This is a genomic window from Burkholderia sp. MBR-1 (assembly GCF_013822785.1).
GTDB lineage: Bacteria > Pseudomonadota > Gammaproteobacteria > Burkholderiales > Burkholderiaceae > Burkholderia > Burkholderia vietnamiensis.
The window spans coordinates 1,983,219-2,000,709 of sequence record NZ_CP053609.1 but is presented as its reverse complement, the minus strand read 5'-3'; the positions used below and the strand labels follow the sequence as shown (position 1 = coordinate 2,000,709).

Genomic DNA, 17,491 nt, shown 5'->3' with positions numbered 1-17,491 from the left:
GCTCACACCGTATAGAACCGATCGGACGAAATCAGCCACGTCACGGCATGCGGCAACTCACCCGTTGACGGCCCGGACGACTCGCGATGCGCGTACCATTCGCCGATCAGCAACAGCATCGCGTGCTCGTGAGCATCGTCGACCACCAGGCCGGACGGATCGTCGGCCGCGGCAAGCGCTTCCGGCGTGTCGTACAGCTTGCGCTTCAGGTACTTCTCGATCCCGATCCGAGCTGCCCCGATGTAGCCCTCGATCAGCGCATCCTCTTCGTCGTCGTCCACGCGACACTGCAGCTTCGCCCTCGCCAGATCGATCACGATTCCCGCCCCTTCGTCGCGCGCTCGGGGACACGGTTTTCACCGGGCATCAGGCGCGCCGCGCTCGGCGCGTGCCGGGGCCGCGGCAGGCGCCCGCGAGCGTCACGCGGGCCCGGTACATGCGCGGCCCGGAACAGTTCACGCTTTTGCATCATCCCTCCCTCGCTCGTAGATGCGGCCGGACACGCCGGCCGCTCGCTGCTGGATGAATTACGCACCGCCGGCCGCGGCCGCATCGACCTTGAGCAACTTCAGCGCATTGCTGTCGACAACACCGCCACCGACGCGCTTCGTGGTGTAAAACTGCACGTACGGCTTGTTCGTGTACGGATCGCGCAGGACGCGGATGCCGATGCGGTCCACGATCTGATAGCCGCGCTTGAAGTCGCCGAACGCGATCGGATACGCGCCGGCCGCGATATCCGGCATGTCGTCGTTCTCAACAGCCGAATAGCCGAGCAGCTTGTCCGGCTCCCCCGCCTGCAGGCCGGGCTGCCACAGGTAGTCGCCACGCTCGTCCTTCAGCTTGCGGACAGCCGCGACCGACAGCCCGTTCAGCATGAACGTTGCGTTTTTGCGGTAACCGCGTTTCAGCGAGTACACCAGGTCGAGCAGACCGTCGCCCCCGATCGCCGCCGCCGCGCCGGACCCGACGAATTGCAGCGTGCCGAACGCCCGCTTGTCGTCACGCTTGTTGTCGACGTCGTACGCGAGAAAGCCTTTCGGTTTCTTTTCCCCATCGCCGCCGGTGAATGCGGCGTTTTCCTGTTCGGTGAATTCCTTCACCACTTCGGACGAGATCCATGCCTCGACATCGAAAAACAGATCGTCGAGCGATCGCTGGGTCGCTGCCGGATTCGCGTAGATCTCGCCGAAGTACGACGCGATCGCGGCGAGTTTGGAATTCGTCGTGCCCGGCCGCTGCTCCGTTTCGCCGACCCATCCGGAGCCCGTACCACCGAGGTTCACGATCTTCTTGTAGTCCTCGGTGCTGACGGTGATGACGTCCGCGACTTCACGCATCGGCGTTTCACGGCCGAGCAGCTGCAGGATGTTGCGATCGACTTCCTGCGGCACCGCGATCCCACCGTCGGCGTCGCTGCCGGTGTTGACCGCCTTTTCGCGCAGCTCGTGCTCGTTCGCGCCCTTGCGCACGAAGCCGACGAACGCCGTTTTGTATTCCGGATCGTCTTCACCGCCAACGCCCGGCAGATCGATACGATTGCGTTTCGTCTCGACGTCCTTCAGCGCGCTCTTCAGCTCGTCGAGCGCCGTGTTGATGCTCGCGAGCTTCGCGTCGTAGTCGCTGCCCGTGCCGCCCTTCTCGAGTACCGCGATGCGTGCGTCGTTCTGCTTCTTGAACTCTTCCCACGCCTGGCCCTGCTGCTGGACCAGCTCCTTGATTTCGCGCAATGCTTCCATGTAATGCCCCTTGTGAATTAAACGAGCGCCGTGCCGCGCGCCAAAATTGCCGACTTCAAATCAGCCAGCCCATCCGGATCGACGTCGCCGCGACCGTCGAGCGCCCGGTATCCCTTCGAGATCAGGATTCCCGCCTGCTTCTCGCTGAACCCCATATCGCGCAGCATCGATTCGAACGTGCGCGCATCGGGAAGCGTGCCCGCCGCAAGCGCGCTCTTCACGGTCTGCACGCGGGCGTCGTCGTTTGCGGGAAACGTCACGGGCGACACCTCCCACAGATTGATCTCGCTCAGGAGGAATGCACCCTTTCCGCTGTCGTACGTGTAACCGCCTTCTGCCAGCGAGTATCCGATCGACAGACCAGAGATCGAACCGGCCTTCATGTGCGCATGCGCACGCTTCGCGAGCGGATCGTCGTCAACCAGCAGCCTGCCGGCGACAAACAGGCCGTACTGGTCTTCGTGCATCGCCGTGTACACGCCGATGGGTTCGGACGCCTGGTGCTGCCAGAGCATCGCCGGCATGCGCCCCTTCGCCGCCCACGCGGACAGGCTTTTCGTGAATGCGCCCGGCTGCACGATGTCGCCGTACGAGTCGATCACGTTGAACACCGAGCCGTATCCCTCGAACTCGCCCGTATCCTTCACGGCCTTGATTTCAAAGCCGCAGTCCATTCGTTTAACCAGCATTGCCCTTGTCCTTTCCGGCCTCGCCGTTGACCGCCATATTTACGGGCGTGAGGTACACGTCGCCCCCTTCACGCGGATTCATGTCTTCGAGCGCGCGAATCTCGTTCGCGCTGAGCGCGCCGCATTGCTGCAGCCGCATGTAGAACGCGGCACGCGTTTGCATGTCGCCGCGCAGTAACGCATTCAGGTTGAAGCGCGCGTAGTGGTCGGCCTGGTCCTTCTGGCTCATCAGTGACACGAGGTATCGCTGTTCGATCTTCACCACGTACGGCACGATGCAGTCGATAACGAAATCGAGGCTCTGCTGCTCGATATTCGTGAACGTCGCCCGCTCGAGGTCACCGATCTTGTGCGGCGGCACGCGGTAGAGCCCGCAAATCTCGGAGCGCTGCATCTTGCGACCGTCGATCCATTGGACGTCCGCGGCGCTCATCGCCACCGGCTGAAATTTCAGCCCGGCCTCGAGGATCGCGACCTTCCACGCGTTTTCGTCACCGCTATACGTCCGCTCCCAATCGGTGCGGATGCGCTTGTACGCGTCATCCTTCAGCGCGCCATCGGTCGACAGCACGCCAGACAGCCGAGTGCCTTGCTTGAACCAGCGTGCCCCTTGCCGCTCGGCGGCAATACCCAGCCCGATCGCATCCCGGTTTTGCTGAATCGGATTGAGGCCAACCAAACCGTCACGCGAAAAGAGCCGGATGTGCAGCACGTCCGAAGCGGGCAGCGTTCGCGTCGTGCCGTTCGGGAACGTCACCTGATAGGTGACGCTCCAGTTCTCGTCGAGCTTCGGCAAAACGCAGGCGGCCCGCATCGGCAGCAGCTCACGCAGTTCGCCGCGCACTATGTTTTTCCATGCGTAGAAATTGCCGTCCTGCGCGAGGGACATGCCGACCAGCTCGTGCCACTCGGCGGCCGTCATGAACTCGTTCGGCGCGACACGGAGAATGCGGTCGAGCGGATGGTTCGGAACGTCAACGCGGCTGTCACCGACACGTCGCTTGAGCGTCACCGGCATCAGTCCGATCGATTCGGCGATCACGCGGACGCACGAAAACACCGTGGTGAAGCGCATGGCCGTTTCAGGCGAAACGTTCACGCCCGTGACCGATTCGTACGACAGCCCAAGCATGTCGGCCAGCGCCTGCGGCGAGTCGACGATCGAAGGATTCGCGCTTTTTGCGAGAAATCCCATCACGCCACCTCGCGCGCCACTACGGCCTCGGACGTCAACACATCGAAATCGATGCCCGGCCCAAGCACGACCACACGAACATCACGTGGAAACGCCGCCGCAAATTGCCGCTCGAGGATGGCGCGCAACTCGTTCGACGGCTCCGCACTACAACGAACAACAACAATGTCGCCGTCTTCCAGCTGCAGTGCGCCGTCGTCCCCAACGGGCTGACGCTGCACGATGCGTAACGGCGGACGCGGGCGCGACAATGCCTCCAGCGCGCGCCGGATACGGTTGAAAATTTCACGCATTACAGACTCCTGAGGCCGCGCTCCGCGTACGGATCGTTCGGCGATTCATGCAACAGCGCGCGACTGAGCGCACCGCAGGTCGCGACGATCGGATCGATACGACCGCTGGATCGCTTTTTGTCCGGCTTAATGTTTTCGTTACCGTCGATGTAGAGGGCAACGTTTTGTGCGCACCATCGATACACTGGATTACCGCCGTGCCGCCATTTCTTGCCGTACACAAGCCGCTCGAGCAATTTCGCGCCTGGCGACAGGCCGGCGACGCTCTGCGGCACCTGCACCATCGGGACGTCTTCCTCGATCAGCTCGTTCGCGAGGTGCGTTGCGTTCCACACGTCGAAGCCGCACTCAACCAGCTCGTACGTGTCGCGGGCCTCGATCACCGCCTCGCGCACGACGTTGAAGTCGAGCACGTCACCCTCGGTAACGGTCAGCCACCCCTCGCGCTCCCATTTCGCATAGGGCGCCATGTCGCTGCGTGACTGTCCGTCGACCTTGGCGCGCGGCACGAAGCAATGAGCGATGACGAACCACTCGTCATCGTCGTCCATCGGCGGAAATACGAGTACGAGCGCCGTAATATCGGTCGTGCTCGCAAGGTCAAGGCTCGCGAAGCAGCGCCGGCCGCGCAGCTGGCGCGGATCGAATTCTTCCCCGCCCTCGTCCCATACGTTGACGTCGAACCACGTGAGAGCGGAACTCACCCACACGTTCAAGTCTTTCGTCAGAAAATTCGCCTTCGCACTCGGCAATTCCCGCGCCTTCGTCGACTGCGCGATCATGTAATCGGCAGTCTTCGCGCTGCCGAGGCTCGGATTCGACTTGATCCATACCTTCGGATCGAACGGATCGTCACCGACGTCGAGCGTGAAAATGAAGCCAAAAAACGCGTCGTCCGTTTTCTGTCCGCGGAGGATCGCGACGAGATAGCCGCGGATCTCGGTACAGATTCCGTCGAGAATGTAGCCGGCCGTCGTGATCGCGATCAGCAGCGGTTGAAGCCGCGCGCCGAACGCTGACTCCATCACGTCCCACACCTCGCGCGTCGGATGCGCGTGCAGCTCGTCGACGACGCAAACCGACGGGTTCAGACCGTCGAGCGATTCGGCGTTTGCAGGCAGCGGCTTGAACACGCCGCTGCCGACCGCGATGCGCTCCTGGTTCGCGCCGTCGTAGATGCGCACGACCTTCGCGAATTTCTTCGACCGCCGGTGCCGACGCTTGTAGTTGTCGAGCGCCGGCTTGAACACGCTCATTGCCTGCTCGCGCGTCGTCGCGATGGTGTACACCTCCGGGCCGATCTCCCTGTCCATCAGAAACAGGTAGTCGGCCAGGCCGGCTTTCCATGTCGATTTACCGTTTTTCCGCGCGACTTCCTCGTACCCGACGCGGAACCGACGCAGGCCAGAACCGGCCCGGCGCCAACCGATCAGCACCGCCGTGAAGAACAACTGCCACGGATCGAGCGTCAAGCACTGGCCCGCGAGCGCGCCCTTGATGTGAAAGAACGTCGACTCGATGTAGTTGACGCAGTGCCAGGCGTGGGCGGGACTGAACACCAGCCCACGCGCCGGCCCGTCGACCAGATCCTCGTAATGCCGCAGCACCGCGAGAAACACGAATTCGCCGACAACGATCTCGCCGCGCAGCACCGGGAGGCCGTACTCGACGTCCCACCGCTGCAGCTCGCCCGGCGTCAGACGTGCAAGGCGCTCGGATGGGACTGTGCGTGTCCCGTCAGTTGATCGAACAAATCGTCCTGAGGATTCTCGTCCTGCATCTTCGATTTCGCGATCAGCATCGACGGCAGCGTCAAACATGCTTCCGGCAGACACTTGAGCAACCCCTCTTTCAACGCCTTCGCCGCGTAGTACAGCTGGTGCGGCTGCGTGTGACCGTTCGGCGTCGTCGTCATGAACGACCCGTTGTTAATCCGCTCGTAGTCGCGCAGCTGCACCTCGGTTTTGACCCAGCGCACGAAGTCTGTACAAACGATCGCGAGGGTGACGCCCGCGGTACGGTGCGGCACGCCCTCATCCCGCAGTGCCGCACAGAGGTAGTCCCACACCTTGCGATGCTGGGAATCGAAGTGCACACCTGGCGGCGGCTTCGGCGACTGGATTTGCTTTCCAACCGATGCGCCCGGGTCCGACGCGTCCGGCACGTTCGACACGTCGTTTTCGCCGTCATACGAGGCCATAGAGCCCTCCCAAAGAAAAAGCCGACGAAAAAGCCGGATCGGCTTGTTTCATCGGCTCTACAAGGCGAAGGTCTTAACCCCCCCCTCTCTGAAAAATGGTCGCCATAAAATCGAAGCTGAACGTGCGGTCGAGCGCAGAGAGGCGGCAGAGATTGAACCCCCTACCCCCCGGGCGTCGGCCAGCAGTCGAGCACCCCGTCGACCGCGGGCGCCTTCCGGCCCGCGCGCCGTCGGCGCGCTCGGGCGCGAGCGGCTTCCTTCGCCGTCTTCGCCTTATGGCACTTGTCGCACAGCGCCTCGAGATTCGAGTGATCGTCGGTGCCGCCTTCGGCGCGGTTGACGAGGTGGTCGACCGACGTCGCGAGCACGACCCGCCCGGCACGTAAGCAGGACTGGCACAAGCCCTTGTCGCGCTTCATGATCTCGGCCCGCGTGCGCTCCCAATTCGGGTCAAGGCCGCGGGCCCGGCGGTCGCCTCGTTCGCGATCCGGTCGCCAGCCTACGGCGTCAGCCTTGTGCAACTCGCAGAACCCCGGCGAGTCGACGAGTCGGCCGCAGCCGCGATGCCGGCAAGGTGTCGGCGCTTTCTTCGGCATCACGAACTCCAATGCAAAAAGCCCCGACGCTTTCGCAGTCGAGGCTTCGTGATTCTTCGGGGCGAGCGACGGTCCGGCAAAGGCCGCACGCACTCGGTAAAACTCACCGGATCAAATTGTGGATCGAAGTGTAGAACAGCTATTTCGATTCTGCAACACCTTCCGCGATCTTATCGATGATCGTCTGCACCGAGACGTAGCGCGGCGGCGGTTGCACCAGCTTCTCCTCGACGGCGCGTTTCGCATGCGCGAACGCGAAATCGAAGATTGTCGTCGGCCGCACCTTGAGTCCGAGCCGACGGCAGATCACGAATGGCGGTTTGCGCCAAACGTAGTGCAATTGCAGCAGCTTGCGATCCAACGGCATCAACTTACGCACCGCGACCTCAACCTTGTTCGCGTCCTCAAGATCGAGCGTCGAATCGACCGAACGCCCGCCGACCGATGGAAAGTAGATGCTCGCGACAAGCGAATCGCTACCGCCTTCGCCACCGCCGTTCCGTTGCGCACGCGCCCAATTTTCCAATCTCTTTTCAATCGACATTGTTCCCCCGCTTCAATTTTCGTAGAGGCCGACGTGAAGCCGGCAATAACCGCGACGCGTCGACCCCGCGCCGAGAATCGATGTGGCGACGTTGGTACATCGCGTGCCGTCGCCGTCGACATGTGCACAGCATCGGTCGTCGTGCGTTTGCTGATTCGCAGGCTGCCGCTCGCGCCGCAGCGATTGGTTTCGCTTCGCGCGTACCTGATCCCAATTCTTTCGAAGGCGCGCCGGCGAGCGAATCACGGAACACCAGAATCCGTCGCGCAGCGACCACGCCCACAGCTTTGCGATTTGCTGCGGGTCGAATCCGTCCATCAACATGCGATCAACGTCCGACGCCCATTCACGAAGATCCGGCTCGCGCCCCCCCGGATCGCTGTCGCGAAGACGCCGAACCATCCACGCCGCGAGCTCCGCGAAGCCCTCTTGACGATTTCCCTCTCTGCTTGTACCTTCACCGCCCAGGTATACCGACGGCGTTTGAGAGAGAGAAGAAGTTTCGTAATTTCTGTTTGTTGGGTTGTTAGTTGGAACGTGGTTCCTGTAACTTCCCGGATTACCCTCAGAATCGCCGGCCTTCGGCGAGACACGTGAACTAGGTTCGCCGAACTCGCCCTGGTTACCGGAACGTAGTTCCTCAAACTCCCCCGGATTACCGGAACGTGGTTCCGACTCATCGAAGTCAGCGCCGGCAATGTCGAGGTTCAGGTCATCACGCGCGCGACGCGCAACGTCCTCCGGCACCGTCAGACGATAATGGCCGTGCGCCCACTTCCGTCCGCTCTTTCGCGACTTCCACCGCTTGATCCAGCCTGCCTGCTCCGCCACGCCGAGATGCTTTGACACGGCGCGCGCAGTCAACGTCGCGCGCCCGGCAATTTCATCGATAGACGGCCAGCAAGTGTCGTCGATCGAGTTCGCATACTCGGCTATGACGAACAATACGAGCTTGGTCGTACCAGGCAAGTCGCTCGCGGTCATCGCCCGGCGCCAGGTAAATGATGTTGGCACTCCCGCCATTAATACGCCCCTGTAGGTTCTGCAAAATTCTCGAATCTCGCTAATTCATTTCGGAATGCCAATCTCACCGTAGCAAGTGGTCCGTTCCGCTGTTTTGCGATAATTAGTTCCGCGGTACCCCGGTCCGCGCTATCCGGGTTGTACACCTCATCTCGGTAAATAAACTGAATAACGTCAGCGTCCTGTTCGATCGCGCCGGACTCGCGAAGGTCGGACATCATGGGCCGCTTGTTCGGGCGCTGCTCGAGCCCACGATTTAGCTGTGACAGCGCGATCACGGGCGCGTCGAATTCCTTCGCCGTCTTTTTCAACTCGCGCGAAATTTGCGATACCTCGCTTGTGCGGTTTTCACCTGATCCGCCATCCCCCGACATCAGTTGTAGGTAGTCGACGATGATCAGGCCAAGTTTTCCGACGCCGCGCTGCAGGCGACGGAGCTTTGCCTTGAACTGCAACGGCGTGACGGACGAGCTGTCGAGCACGTACACCGGAGCGTCAACGAGAATCTGTGTGCCATGCGTCAACCTGGACCAGTCATCGTCACGCAAACTCGCAGTTCGCAGCTTGTGCTGATTGATCCGCGACGTTCCGGCAAGCATCCGCGTCGCCAGCTGGTCGTCAGGCATTTCCAACGACAGCACCGCAACGGGCATGCGCAACTCGACCGCAACATGTTCCGCAATGTTCATGGCGTACGAGGTCTTTCCCATTGACGGGCGACCAGCGACGACGATCAGCTCACCGCCATGCATTCCGTCGGTATGGCGGTCAAGATCGACAAAGCCCGTTGCCGTCCCACCGACTTGTGCAGCGCCACCGGCGTGATAACGATCGTCGATCCGCTGAATTACGGACGTCAGAGCAGCCGAGATTGGCCGAAACTCGTCATCGGCCGCGCTGCTCGTATCCGCAATTTTTAGCAGCTCGCCCTGCGCGAGGTCCAACAGTTCAAGAGGGGATTTGCCGCCGGGCTTCAACACGGCATTTCGCAGCCGCTCGGACACGCGCAGCATCCGCCGAGAAATCGAGCGATTGCGCACAATCTCAGCGTAATGGCGAACACCCGCTGCACTAGGTGTTGCGTGAACCAGATCAGTCAAGAACGCGAGCGGCTGATCAACCTTCGCATCGACGGAATGCAGACGCTCGAATACCGTGACGGCATCTGCGCGCGCGCCACACTGAATTAATTCACGGATCGCTTTGAACACTAACGCGTGCTCGCCGATCGTAAAATCAGCATCGGAGACGATGCCCGCAATTTCCTCAAGCGCGCCGTTATCGAGCAATAATGCGCCGAGGATGCTTTGCTCGGCTTCGGGCGCCGACGTACGGGCGTGCGCATCCAATGGGTCGTGTGCGCCCATCAGGAGAACCTCCGGGAATAGGTCAATTACGCGCCGCGGCGACGGCGGCGGCTCTGCGCGGAACGTCGGGCGATTGCGATCGTCTGTTCGATCTGGCGTTGCGCTGCGCGCCCGGCTTGCTCGATGGCCTCGGCTTCTCGCGGCTCGATCACCCCATCTTCAGCAGCGCGCCGGACCTCTTCGGCCAGGCTGCCCGCTTTCGTACTTACCGTAAGCGCGGAGTCGACAAGCGCACGGACGCAATCCGACTCGGCATCGGCGACCGTTTCCGTTGCGACGAGCCCGAACCGAGCGTTGAACGCGTACACAGCATCGAGCGCATGCGGTTGCTTCTTTTCGAGCATCCATTCGACTAGCAGCTCGAACATTTCGCCTGTAATACGCGCCCCCTCGACCTCCCGCAACCGCAACCGCAGATGCTCGCCGGAAATTCGCGTGCCTCTCCGCTCGGTAAGAAAGCGGGCAGCGTCTTCGACTTTCCCGGGCGTGTTTGATACGGACGTATACAGGACGTCAATCCATGCGGTTTGACTGTAATGGTGAGCCACATTTACCCCTTGAATTTCACCGTTTTTCATACTGTTAACGTGCTCGCGTTTCCGAGAAAATTGCTCCATCGCCAAACGGAGCATCACCATGAAAACGCAAAAATTCAGAATTCAGCACGCAACAGCGACCCCGAAGCCACAACTCAAGCGACACATGCGTGACGCGATCCGGCGCGCCTTGAGCGACGCGCAGGCCTCGCGCTCGTTTGCCGCTTTCATGCGGCAGGCGTGCGACGCGACCGCGATCGAATGCCCGCGCGCTGACGCGACATGCTCCCGTCCGCACCATTCCGCTCCGGGCGATCAAGCGGCCCCAGGCCAACAAGCACGTCCGGCCGCGCAACAGAAATGAACTGCATCCTCGGCTTCGGGATGCCATTCCGGCGCCACTGAGACACGGCCGCGTCGTCAATCTCGAAGAGATCAGCGACAACCCCGGTCCCGCCCAATCGATCAATGATTTCGCTCGCACACGCGATGCGCAGGTCGTTTTCCATGGACGGAATTTAAGCACACTTAATTTCAAAAGTGAAGTGCTCTTATCTGCCAAGGTTTAGCCTGCTGAAATGAACGACCTAGACACCTTCGTAGGACGACTCCGGTATGCCAAGACGCTTCGCGAGGCAGAACTGGGGGCGTCGATCGACGACAAGGAAATCGCCGCCAAGGCAGGAGTTTCCCCGTCAGCTGTCTCGCAATGGACGAGCGGCAAAGTGAACGTTGAGAATTTGAAGGCCGCGCCGGTGTTCCGCGTTGCGCGCTTCCTGCGCGTGCGCGCCGACTGGCTTTGGGATAAGCGCGGGCCGATGAAGGACGCCCAGGACGATCTGCCGCACGAAGCGCAGGCGTTCTATGCCGATCTCAAAAAGGCGATTGCCCTGGGCATGGGCGAACTCGCGGTCACAGCCGTGCACGCGCCTCTAAAGGCAGTGTTGGCTATGCACGAGAGAGCTCGCGGTGATCTGCTCGACTTGAATGCGCCGACGCCACCAGACGACTCAGATTCCAATCGAAAACCGCCGCGCACCTAAACACTCCTACGCGGTCATGCCTTGCCGCGTAGCCCTTGACGGGCATCCCTAGCAACTCGACGTCCCAGTCGTATTCGGGCGTCTCGTGCGCCCCCATTACCCGCACCACCAGACCGATGTGCGCCTTGTTGGCGCATCGGCTAATCACGGCCAGATCCCCCGGATTGATACGGCCCTCGCTCATCTGTTCGTCCAAATTCATCGACGCGCACCCTCAGTCTTTTTCTACAAAACGCTTTCGATACTGTATGCATATCCAGTATGCCCGCAGTCTAGATCGCCCGTCAACTTAAGCCCACTAAATTTTCTTTGCATCGTGAAATTAAGTGTGCTTAAATTCGCCTGTTCGCAGCCCGTTCGCTGCGCATACAACGAGGCGAATTTCGATGCTTACGATCCTGTTCCAACGCAACGGATTCACGTGGCTTAAATCACGTGCGCTGCAGGCGCGCGACTGGCACCCGCTTGTCGCGCTCGCCGTGCTTTACCTGATCGCCGACGCGATCGCTCCCGCAATCGGTCAGTGAGGGGCGCTATGTACAAGAACATTCGTTCCGCCAAGCAGCTGCACGGTGAATTTCTGCGACGCATCGAAATCGCCGGCCGGGCCCGCGCCGAATATCTCGCCAAGTACAGCGAGTTGAGCGACGAACTCCTCCCCTACCTGATCGGCACGCTGCGCGCAGATTTTCCGGAACTGGCTACGGCACTCGCCAATGCCGCCGGCATGGAGCACCTCAACGAATCGCATGAGGCGCTGACCAAATGAGCGCGCCCCAATCGAAACCCATGCCCCTCTGGAAAATCGTGCTGCTCTGGCTCGCGGTCGGTATCGGTTGCGTCGCGTGGACGTACAGCGGCGAAGCACGGGTCGCGTCGAGCGAAAGCACCTACAGCGCGTGAGCCGGTCATGCAGAAAGATCACCTGCCAACCCATCTGCTGCGCGTCGAGTGGCAACTGCTGCACATGACCGGCGACTTTGACACCGCAATCCAGCGCGCCAGCGTGCGGGACGCGCTCGAATCGTCTGCGCGTGCGCGAGAAATGCGCGAACGACGCCGCGCAGCTGCACGCGTGGACGTAAAACGGCTGCAGGCCGGCGACGCGGAGGACTGATCGATGCCGCGTTGCCACGTTCGCTGCACGCACTGCGACGCGCGCCGATGCCTGCGGCGCCATCCCGATCGCTACACGCGCCTACCGGCGTGCCGCACGTGCAACCGCCGGAAATATCGCGTCGACAACTGGATGAACCGCCGCAACACGACGCGCATGCGTTGCGACTGCGCCGGTTACTGGTTCCCGCACCGACGCGGCTCCCTATTTTGCTGGCATCGAGCCGACGGCTCGAACCGCTATCCCGGCGATACCGATTTCGCCGATCGCAATTACGACGGCCTCGCGGCCTGACTTCACCTGAGAGGTAATCGCATGTCCTTGTTCACATCACTGCACGAGCTCGCGCGCACCACGAGCATCAACATCCTGATCACGGCCGAAGGCGACGAAAACCTGCGCGTCAACGTCACCCCTCTGCCGAACGGCAAGGGCGAAAAGCAGCGCTGGCCGCTGTCGCTGCTCGCAACTCCGGCCGAACTCGACGCGGAGTTCGCGGCCGCGGTCGAGGCGTACGCGCCGGGCGCGACGTCGCTGCTCGACCAGGCGCGCGCGTGCGCAGCCGCGAACCAACTCGATTCCACACCCGCATTGCCTGCGCCAAGCGCCAGCCAATCCACACTGCCTGCACCGCGTCGCGGGCGCGGACGCCCGCCCAAAGCCGCGCAGCCCAGTGACGGAAGCACCCCGCCCGCCAACGACGATGCCGATACCGGTCCGACCGATCCGCGCCAGATGCGCATTGACGATACCGGCCAACCGAGCGACGGCAGCGAGACACCGGCCGCAGAAGCGCCGGCACCCGCGGAACCTACGAGCGCGGTGCAACCGCAATCGACCGACGCTGGCGTCGACCTGTACTGATCGGAGACACCCACATGCAAATCGAAACGCTCGTTCGCGAATTTTCGTACAACGGGGCCAAACTCGCCGACCCTGCACCGACCTTCACACTCCAGCAGGTCCGCGACTTCTATTCGCAGACGTATCCCGAGCTGACGAACGCGGAGATCGAGGGCCCGGTCGTCAAAGGTAATCGCAACGTCTACACGTTCCGCCGCGCCGTCGGCACGAAGGGAACAGATATGGCAACGCGCGACATTTCCGCGATGGTCGACGCGATCATCAACGGCACGACGCGTCCGCCGCATCCGATCCTTTCCTACCTGCTTGACGTCGAGCAATTCGCGCGCGCGCACGCATGCCCCCTGCTCGACGAAGAAGTCGCGTTCATCAATGCGCTGCATGCGCGCTACTGCCCGCAACCGAAATGACGCTCCGCGAACTTCGAAAGCGCTTGCGCACCGACACGCTGAATCGGGGCCAGCGCCTGCCGACCTCGATCGGCAAGTATGACGCGCCTCTCGCGCGCAGCGTCGCGCGCGCAGCCTCGACCAACGACGGCACGATTGAACGCCTGCGCCTGCCGTCGACACAGGCCCCGCTGCTCCCATGATCGCCGCACCGCTCACCCTGCCCCGCATCGCGCTTGACGTGCCGACGCGCTACACGATCGGCGACGACGCCGATTTCATGCGCCGGCTATCGCTGGCATTGCTTCGCGGCCGACAGCTCAGCGAAGCCGATGCCGCGTCGCTCGACGAATCGTCGACTGAAACCGATTTGGCGTTGAATGCGATGCCGCGCATATGGAAAGAAATCACCAGCGAAATTGGGTTGTTTGACTGGAGCCTCGCAATCTCCGACGCGAGCAACATGCCCGACACCGCGCTCGTGCGCATCACCACGGCCGAAGGAGCTGGAAGCGGTCCGATCAGATTCATTGGCTCGGGCATTCGACGCCTCGAATCGATTCAACCAGGCCTCGGACAAACCGTGCTTGCGGTTCTATACGAGGCGTGCCGCCACTACTTGCCGTCCGTGTGCACGCCACCTGAGGCAATGAGCCTAGCCGAATACATGTACTGGCACAGCAACAAAGACGAGGTTGCCGCGCTCCCGGAACTTCGCGACATGAATACCGCACCGGGCGACCCGTGGCTGCCCGATCAGGAATTCCTCGACCACATCGACGTTCCGCGGCGCGCCGAGTTTTTCGCGAGCGCGCCAGCTTGGGCAATAGCGCCCAAGCGCGCACTTGATGCATCCGAGGTGCGTCGGTATTACGACACAAATCTCATCGCATGGGCTGCCATCGACGCGTGCGACGCGATCCACCGGACGATCACCACCGGCGGCCCGTTTGCCCGCGTCGACCTGAAGGATACGAGCGAATACTGCCTGGACTATTCACTGATCCTCGCCTGGGATCAGGGCGACGGCCTCGGACGCATTCTTGACGATTTTTGGCAAGGCGAAATGCAGTGCGGCGACCCTGAATCGTGCGCAGCACTCCACATTTCTACGAATGGCCGCACTCTCGGAACGTGGCTCGATCGCATGCGCAACACCGCGACGCTGGCCAAGACCGTTTCGAACTTGGTCATGCTGATATCGACGCCCGATGGATCGGATATCGACGGCGAACCCGTCAAGGTACAGGTGCGTGTATGAGCCGCGTTGATATTTACGGAAACGGCGACGTTTCACTCGACCTGCACTCCGCGCTGCTGATTTACAAGAACGCACTCGAAAGCCAGGTCTACGTCACGAAGCACTCGGCCCGCGTGGTCGACGGCGTGCCGACGCTGATGGCCGGCACACCGATCACACGCTCGCAATTAGCCGAATTCGTCGCCGCGGCATCGAAGCAGCTCGGGCATGAAGGATTCATTCACGAGCGGGCGATTTTCACCGCCCCTAGCGTCGTCGCCTGGTGGACGCCGGCCGCGCAGCGTCAGGTCTGGTTTTCAGCCAGTCCCCCGATCGGCGAGCGTTCAGCGATCACGCACCACCCCGCACTGTTGTTCATTGCCCGGGGGGAAGCACGCTATGTGTTCGCGCTCGCAGAGAACTGCAGGCCGACGCCTGACACGCAGGTCTATCAAGCGCCCTACTTCAACGTGAGTCAGGGTGGCCAGATTTGCACCGGCAATGTCGACATTGCAGCCAACCCCACGCCGGCAGAAATCGAACGATACGAAGCCGATGAATTTTTTCGTAGCCGATTCACGCACCCGAATGCCACGAAGCTGATCAACGGGGGCAGTGCCGCCGATCTCTGGGTCGATCTACTCGATGGTGCCGAATTTCCCACCGAGCGGCTCGTCAGCAGCGAAATGACCGTCGCCGCCGCCATTAAAAAAATCACGCAACGGAGTTAATCGTCATGAGCAAAATCGAAACCATCAAAGCCGAATTCGAAACCGCCACTGGCGCCGTACTCGAGCAGCTCGGCAAGGCGCTGTCGACGTTCACGCGCGCCGTCGCCGACGAAGTCACGGCCGGCCAGCGCCGCGCGCTCGCTGCGCGGGCCGACGACGAAAACATCGCGCTTGACAATGCGCTGTTCGACAGCGCGCCGGTGGCCGCTGTGCCGCGTCACGCTGAATTCGCGCCGCTGCTCGACGTCGGCCACCGCTTCCTGCTCGCGGCCGAAGGCCTGTTCGTCGAGATCCGCCGCCCGTGGCTGCACCTGATTCAACCGGTCGCGTCGATCGAAGGCGCCGGCCCGCGTCCGCCGTACGGCTCGATCGACACAAAAATTGAATTCGCGTTCGGGCGCATCAGCGCCGCCGAGCCGCACCTTCGCCGGTTCGCAACCGACGCCGCCGGCGCCGCGCCGAACGAGCATGCCGCATGGATCGTCTGGAACGAGACGAGCAAGGAACTGGTGTACCGCGAAGTCGAAGTGACCAGCTCCACGCCGACCGCGATCACTATCAATCGCCCGACACTCGCCGACGACGAGAGCCTCGCGTTCGACCTTCACAGCCACGGCACCGGCCCGGCAGGATTCAGCGCGACCGACGACGCAGACGATGCCGGCGAAGTGAAGATCGCCGGCGTTATCGGCGGCGTTGGCACGGCCAATCCGAGCGTTGCGTTCCGCCTGTGCGCACTCGGCAAGATGATCACGCTGCGCGTGCCGGTACAGGCATTTTTCCCGTCGACGGAGAACGCTGCGTGAACCAACTCGACATGCTCGAACTCGCCGCGCGCGGCGCAGGGTGGGAAGCGAAGCGCCACACTGTCCGCGACTGCACCGCAATCCACGTCAGACCGCACGCAACCGCCGCCTGGCGCGCGTTCGATTCTATCGGCTCGCCCTCCGACGCGTTCGAGCTGTCGAGCGCGGCCCGCATCGACGTGACGCACTTCGCTGATTACGTGACCGCGCATGCAGGCGCAGGTGCGTTCCGCCACTTCACCCACGACGACATCGATCTGCGGCACGATGCCGTCGCACAGCAGGTGGAGCGTGCGCGTGCGACGCGCCGCGCGATCACCGAATGCGCTGCGCTGATCGGGCGTGACGTCGGTGCGCCATGGTGGAGGACGGTATGACGTATCACACGACACCGGCCCGCTTTCTCAGCGATCGGCGCGTTACGGTTGCACTGATCGGATGCGGCGGCACTGGCTCGCAGATGCTGACGGGGCTCGCGCGCCTCAATCATGCGCTCGTCGAGCTCGGCCATCCCGGCCTGCACGTTACCGCGTTCGACGCCGACACGATCAGTAGCGCGAACGTCGGCCGGCAAATGTTCAGTCCCGCCGACGTCGGACTGCACAAAAGCGTCGTACTCGTTCACCGGCTCAACGCCTTTTTCGGGATCGACTGGTGCGGTCGGCCCGTGCACGCGGGCCCGGACGAGCTTGTGCGCGGCGCGCCCTCCCTCACGATCATGTGCGTGGACAGCGCGGCCGCTCGCGCAAAGCTTGAGCCGACCCTGCGCGCATCGAATTGCTACGTGATGGACCTCGGCAACCGAGCGAGCGATGCACAGGTGCTGTTCGGCGCGCACAAAAAGGTGACGGGCAATACCAAGAATGCCGCCGGAAGTATGCCGCTGCGCTGGCCCTACGACGTGCTGCCCGAGCTGACCGACACATCGATACCCGAGGACGACACGCCGAGTTGCAGCCTCGCCGAAGCGCTTGAGCAGCAGGAGTTGTTCATCAACCAGGCCGTCGTCACGCAGGGGCTCGCGATCCTGTGGGAGTTTTTCCGGCATGCGCGCCTTACGTGGTGCGGCGCATTCATCAACCTAAAGACCGGTCAGGTTCGACCACTACTTGTATAGAG

25 protein-coding genes are annotated in these 17,491 nt (G+C 62.2%); 13 read left to right on the top strand and 12 right to left on the bottom strand.

All coding sequences use genetic code 11. The features are described from left to right. Window positions 1-2 precede the first annotated feature (2 nt). The 12 genes from MBR110_RS09240 to MBR110_RS09185 all read right to left on the bottom strand — a co-directional run bounded on the left by MBR110_RS09240 (window position 3) and on the right by MBR110_RS09185 (window position 10,224). Entirely contained in the window at window positions 3-317 is a 315-nt protein-coding gene (locus MBR110_RS09240; protein ID WP_258569956.1) for a head-tail connector protein, read from the bottom strand. Window positions 318-527: 210 nt separating this feature from the next. Further along, the gene (locus MBR110_RS09235) at window positions 528-1,739 is read right to left on the bottom strand and encodes a phage major capsid protein (RefSeq protein ID WP_181709016.1); all 1,212 of its coding nucleotides are present in this window, start codon (window positions 1,737-1,739) and stop codon (window positions 528-530) included. Window positions 1,740-1,756: 17 nt separating this feature from the next. Next, complete coding sequence (locus MBR110_RS09230) at window positions 1,757-2,413, bottom strand: HK97 family phage prohead protease (protein ID WP_258569973.1); 657 nt, start codon at window positions 2,411-2,413, stop codon at window positions 1,757-1,759. A gap of 4 nt (window positions 2,414-2,417) precedes the next feature. After that, entirely contained in the window at window positions 2,418-3,623 is a 1,206-nt protein-coding gene (locus MBR110_RS09225) for a phage portal protein (RefSeq protein WP_181709015.1), read from the bottom strand. Continuing rightward, on the bottom strand, window positions 3,623-3,916 hold the full coding sequence (locus tag MBR110_RS09220) for a hypothetical protein (RefSeq protein WP_181709014.1): 294 nt from the start codon (window positions 3,914-3,916) through the stop codon (window positions 3,623-3,625). Before MBR110_RS09220 ends, MBR110_RS09225 begins: the two co-directional genes overlap by 1 nt. After that, window positions 3,916-5,568 (bottom strand): terminase large subunit, encoded by a 1,653-nt coding sequence (locus tag MBR110_RS09215; protein ID WP_181709013.1) that lies wholly within the window; start codon window positions 5,566-5,568, stop codon window positions 3,916-3,918. Before MBR110_RS09215 ends, MBR110_RS09220 begins: the two co-directional genes overlap by 1 nt. Window positions 5,569-5,612: 44 nt before the next feature. Beyond that, complete coding sequence (locus MBR110_RS32080) at window positions 5,613-6,116, bottom strand: P27 family phage terminase small subunit (protein WP_258569955.1); 504 nt, start codon at window positions 6,114-6,116, stop codon at window positions 5,613-5,615. A gap of 161 nt (window positions 6,117-6,277) precedes the next feature. After that, on the bottom strand, window positions 6,278-6,712 hold the full coding sequence (locus MBR110_RS09205) for an HNH endonuclease (RefSeq protein WP_181709012.1): 435 nt from the start codon (window positions 6,710-6,712) through the stop codon (window positions 6,278-6,280). Between the two features lie 139 nt (window positions 6,713-6,851). Further along, on the bottom strand, window positions 6,852-7,256 hold the full coding sequence (locus MBR110_RS09200) for a hypothetical protein (protein ID WP_181709011.1): 405 nt from the start codon (window positions 7,254-7,256) through the stop codon (window positions 6,852-6,854). A gap of 12 nt (window positions 7,257-7,268) precedes the next feature. Further along, window positions 7,269-8,240: a helix-turn-helix domain-containing protein gene (locus MBR110_RS09195; RefSeq protein ID WP_181709010.1), complete on the bottom strand. Its 972-nt coding sequence runs from the start codon at window positions 8,238-8,240 to the stop codon at window positions 7,269-7,271. Between the two features lie 38 nt (window positions 8,241-8,278). Continuing rightward, window positions 8,279-9,646, bottom strand: coding sequence for a replicative DNA helicase (gene dnaB / locus MBR110_RS09190; RefSeq protein WP_181709009.1), 1,368 nt, complete (start codon window positions 9,644-9,646; stop codon window positions 8,279-8,281). 26 nt (window positions 9,647-9,672) lie between these two features. Then, window positions 9,673-10,224 carry a phage regulatory CII family protein gene (locus tag MBR110_RS09185; RefSeq protein ID WP_181709008.1) on the bottom strand — a complete coding sequence of 184 codons (552 nt, stop codon included), beginning with the start codon at window positions 10,222-10,224 and terminating at the stop codon, window positions 9,673-9,675. Window positions 10,225-10,282: 58 nt separating this feature from the next. Between MBR110_RS09185 and MBR110_RS09180 the strand changes: the two genes are divergently transcribed. From MBR110_RS09180 to MBR110_RS09115, 13 genes are all read left to right on the top strand, one after another. Then, complete coding sequence (locus MBR110_RS09180; protein ID WP_181709007.1) at window positions 10,283-10,546, top strand: hypothetical protein; 264 nt, start codon at window positions 10,283-10,285, stop codon at window positions 10,544-10,546. A gap of 214 nt (window positions 10,547-10,760) precedes the next feature. After that, entirely contained in the window at window positions 10,761-11,225 is a 465-nt protein-coding gene (locus MBR110_RS09175) for a helix-turn-helix domain-containing protein (RefSeq protein WP_181709006.1), read from the top strand. Window positions 11,226-11,611: 386 nt separating this feature from the next. Then, window positions 11,612-11,752, top strand: a complete 141-nt coding sequence (locus MBR110_RS09170) for a hypothetical protein (RefSeq protein ID WP_181709005.1) — start codon at window positions 11,612-11,614, stop codon at window positions 11,750-11,752. A gap of 8 nt (window positions 11,753-11,760) precedes the next feature. After that, on the top strand, window positions 11,761-11,994 hold the full coding sequence (locus MBR110_RS09165) for a hypothetical protein (protein ID WP_181709004.1): 234 nt from the start codon (window positions 11,761-11,763) through the stop codon (window positions 11,992-11,994). Window positions 11,995-12,135: 141 nt separating this feature from the next. Next, window positions 12,136-12,342, top strand: a complete 207-nt coding sequence (locus tag MBR110_RS09160) for a hypothetical protein (RefSeq protein WP_181709003.1) — start codon at window positions 12,136-12,138, stop codon at window positions 12,340-12,342. Window positions 12,343-12,657: 315 nt separating this feature from the next. Then, window positions 12,658-13,206: a PRTRC system protein E gene (locus MBR110_RS09150; RefSeq protein ID WP_181709002.1), complete on the top strand. Its 549-nt coding sequence runs from the start codon at window positions 12,658-12,660 to the stop codon at window positions 13,204-13,206. Window positions 13,207-13,220: 14 nt separating this feature from the next. After that, a complete protein-coding gene (locus tag MBR110_RS09145) occupies window positions 13,221-13,616 on the top strand; it encodes a PRTRC system protein C (protein WP_181709001.1) in 396 nt (131 codons plus the stop codon). Continuing rightward, window positions 13,613-13,798 (top strand): hypothetical protein, encoded by a 186-nt coding sequence (locus MBR110_RS09140; RefSeq protein ID WP_181709000.1) that lies wholly within the window; start codon window positions 13,613-13,615, stop codon window positions 13,796-13,798. The genes MBR110_RS09145 and MBR110_RS09140 overlap by 4 nt, the downstream gene beginning before the upstream one ends. Then, window positions 13,795-14,856: a PRTRC system protein F gene (locus tag MBR110_RS09135; RefSeq protein WP_181708999.1), complete on the top strand. Its 1,062-nt coding sequence runs from the start codon at window positions 13,795-13,797 to the stop codon at window positions 14,854-14,856. Before MBR110_RS09140 ends, MBR110_RS09135 begins: the two co-directional genes overlap by 4 nt. Continuing rightward, window positions 14,853-15,566, top strand: coding sequence for a PRTRC system protein B (locus MBR110_RS09130; RefSeq protein ID WP_181708998.1), 714 nt, complete (start codon window positions 14,853-14,855; stop codon window positions 15,564-15,566). The genes MBR110_RS09135 and MBR110_RS09130 overlap by 4 nt, the downstream gene beginning before the upstream one ends. 5 nt (window positions 15,567-15,571) lie before the next feature. Then, complete coding sequence (locus MBR110_RS09125) at window positions 15,572-16,372, top strand: PRTRC system protein A (RefSeq protein ID WP_258569954.1); 801 nt, start codon at window positions 15,572-15,574, stop codon at window positions 16,370-16,372. An 11-nt stretch (window positions 16,373-16,383) separates the two neighbouring features. Then, window positions 16,384-16,749, top strand: coding sequence for a hypothetical protein (locus tag MBR110_RS09120; RefSeq protein WP_181708997.1), 366 nt, complete (start codon window positions 16,384-16,386; stop codon window positions 16,747-16,749). Continuing rightward, a complete protein-coding gene (locus MBR110_RS09115) occupies window positions 16,746-17,489 on the top strand; it encodes a PRTRC system ThiF family protein (RefSeq protein WP_258569953.1) in 744 nt (247 codons plus the stop codon). Before MBR110_RS09120 ends, MBR110_RS09115 begins: the two co-directional genes overlap by 4 nt. Window positions 17,490-17,491: the final 2 nt, after the last annotated feature.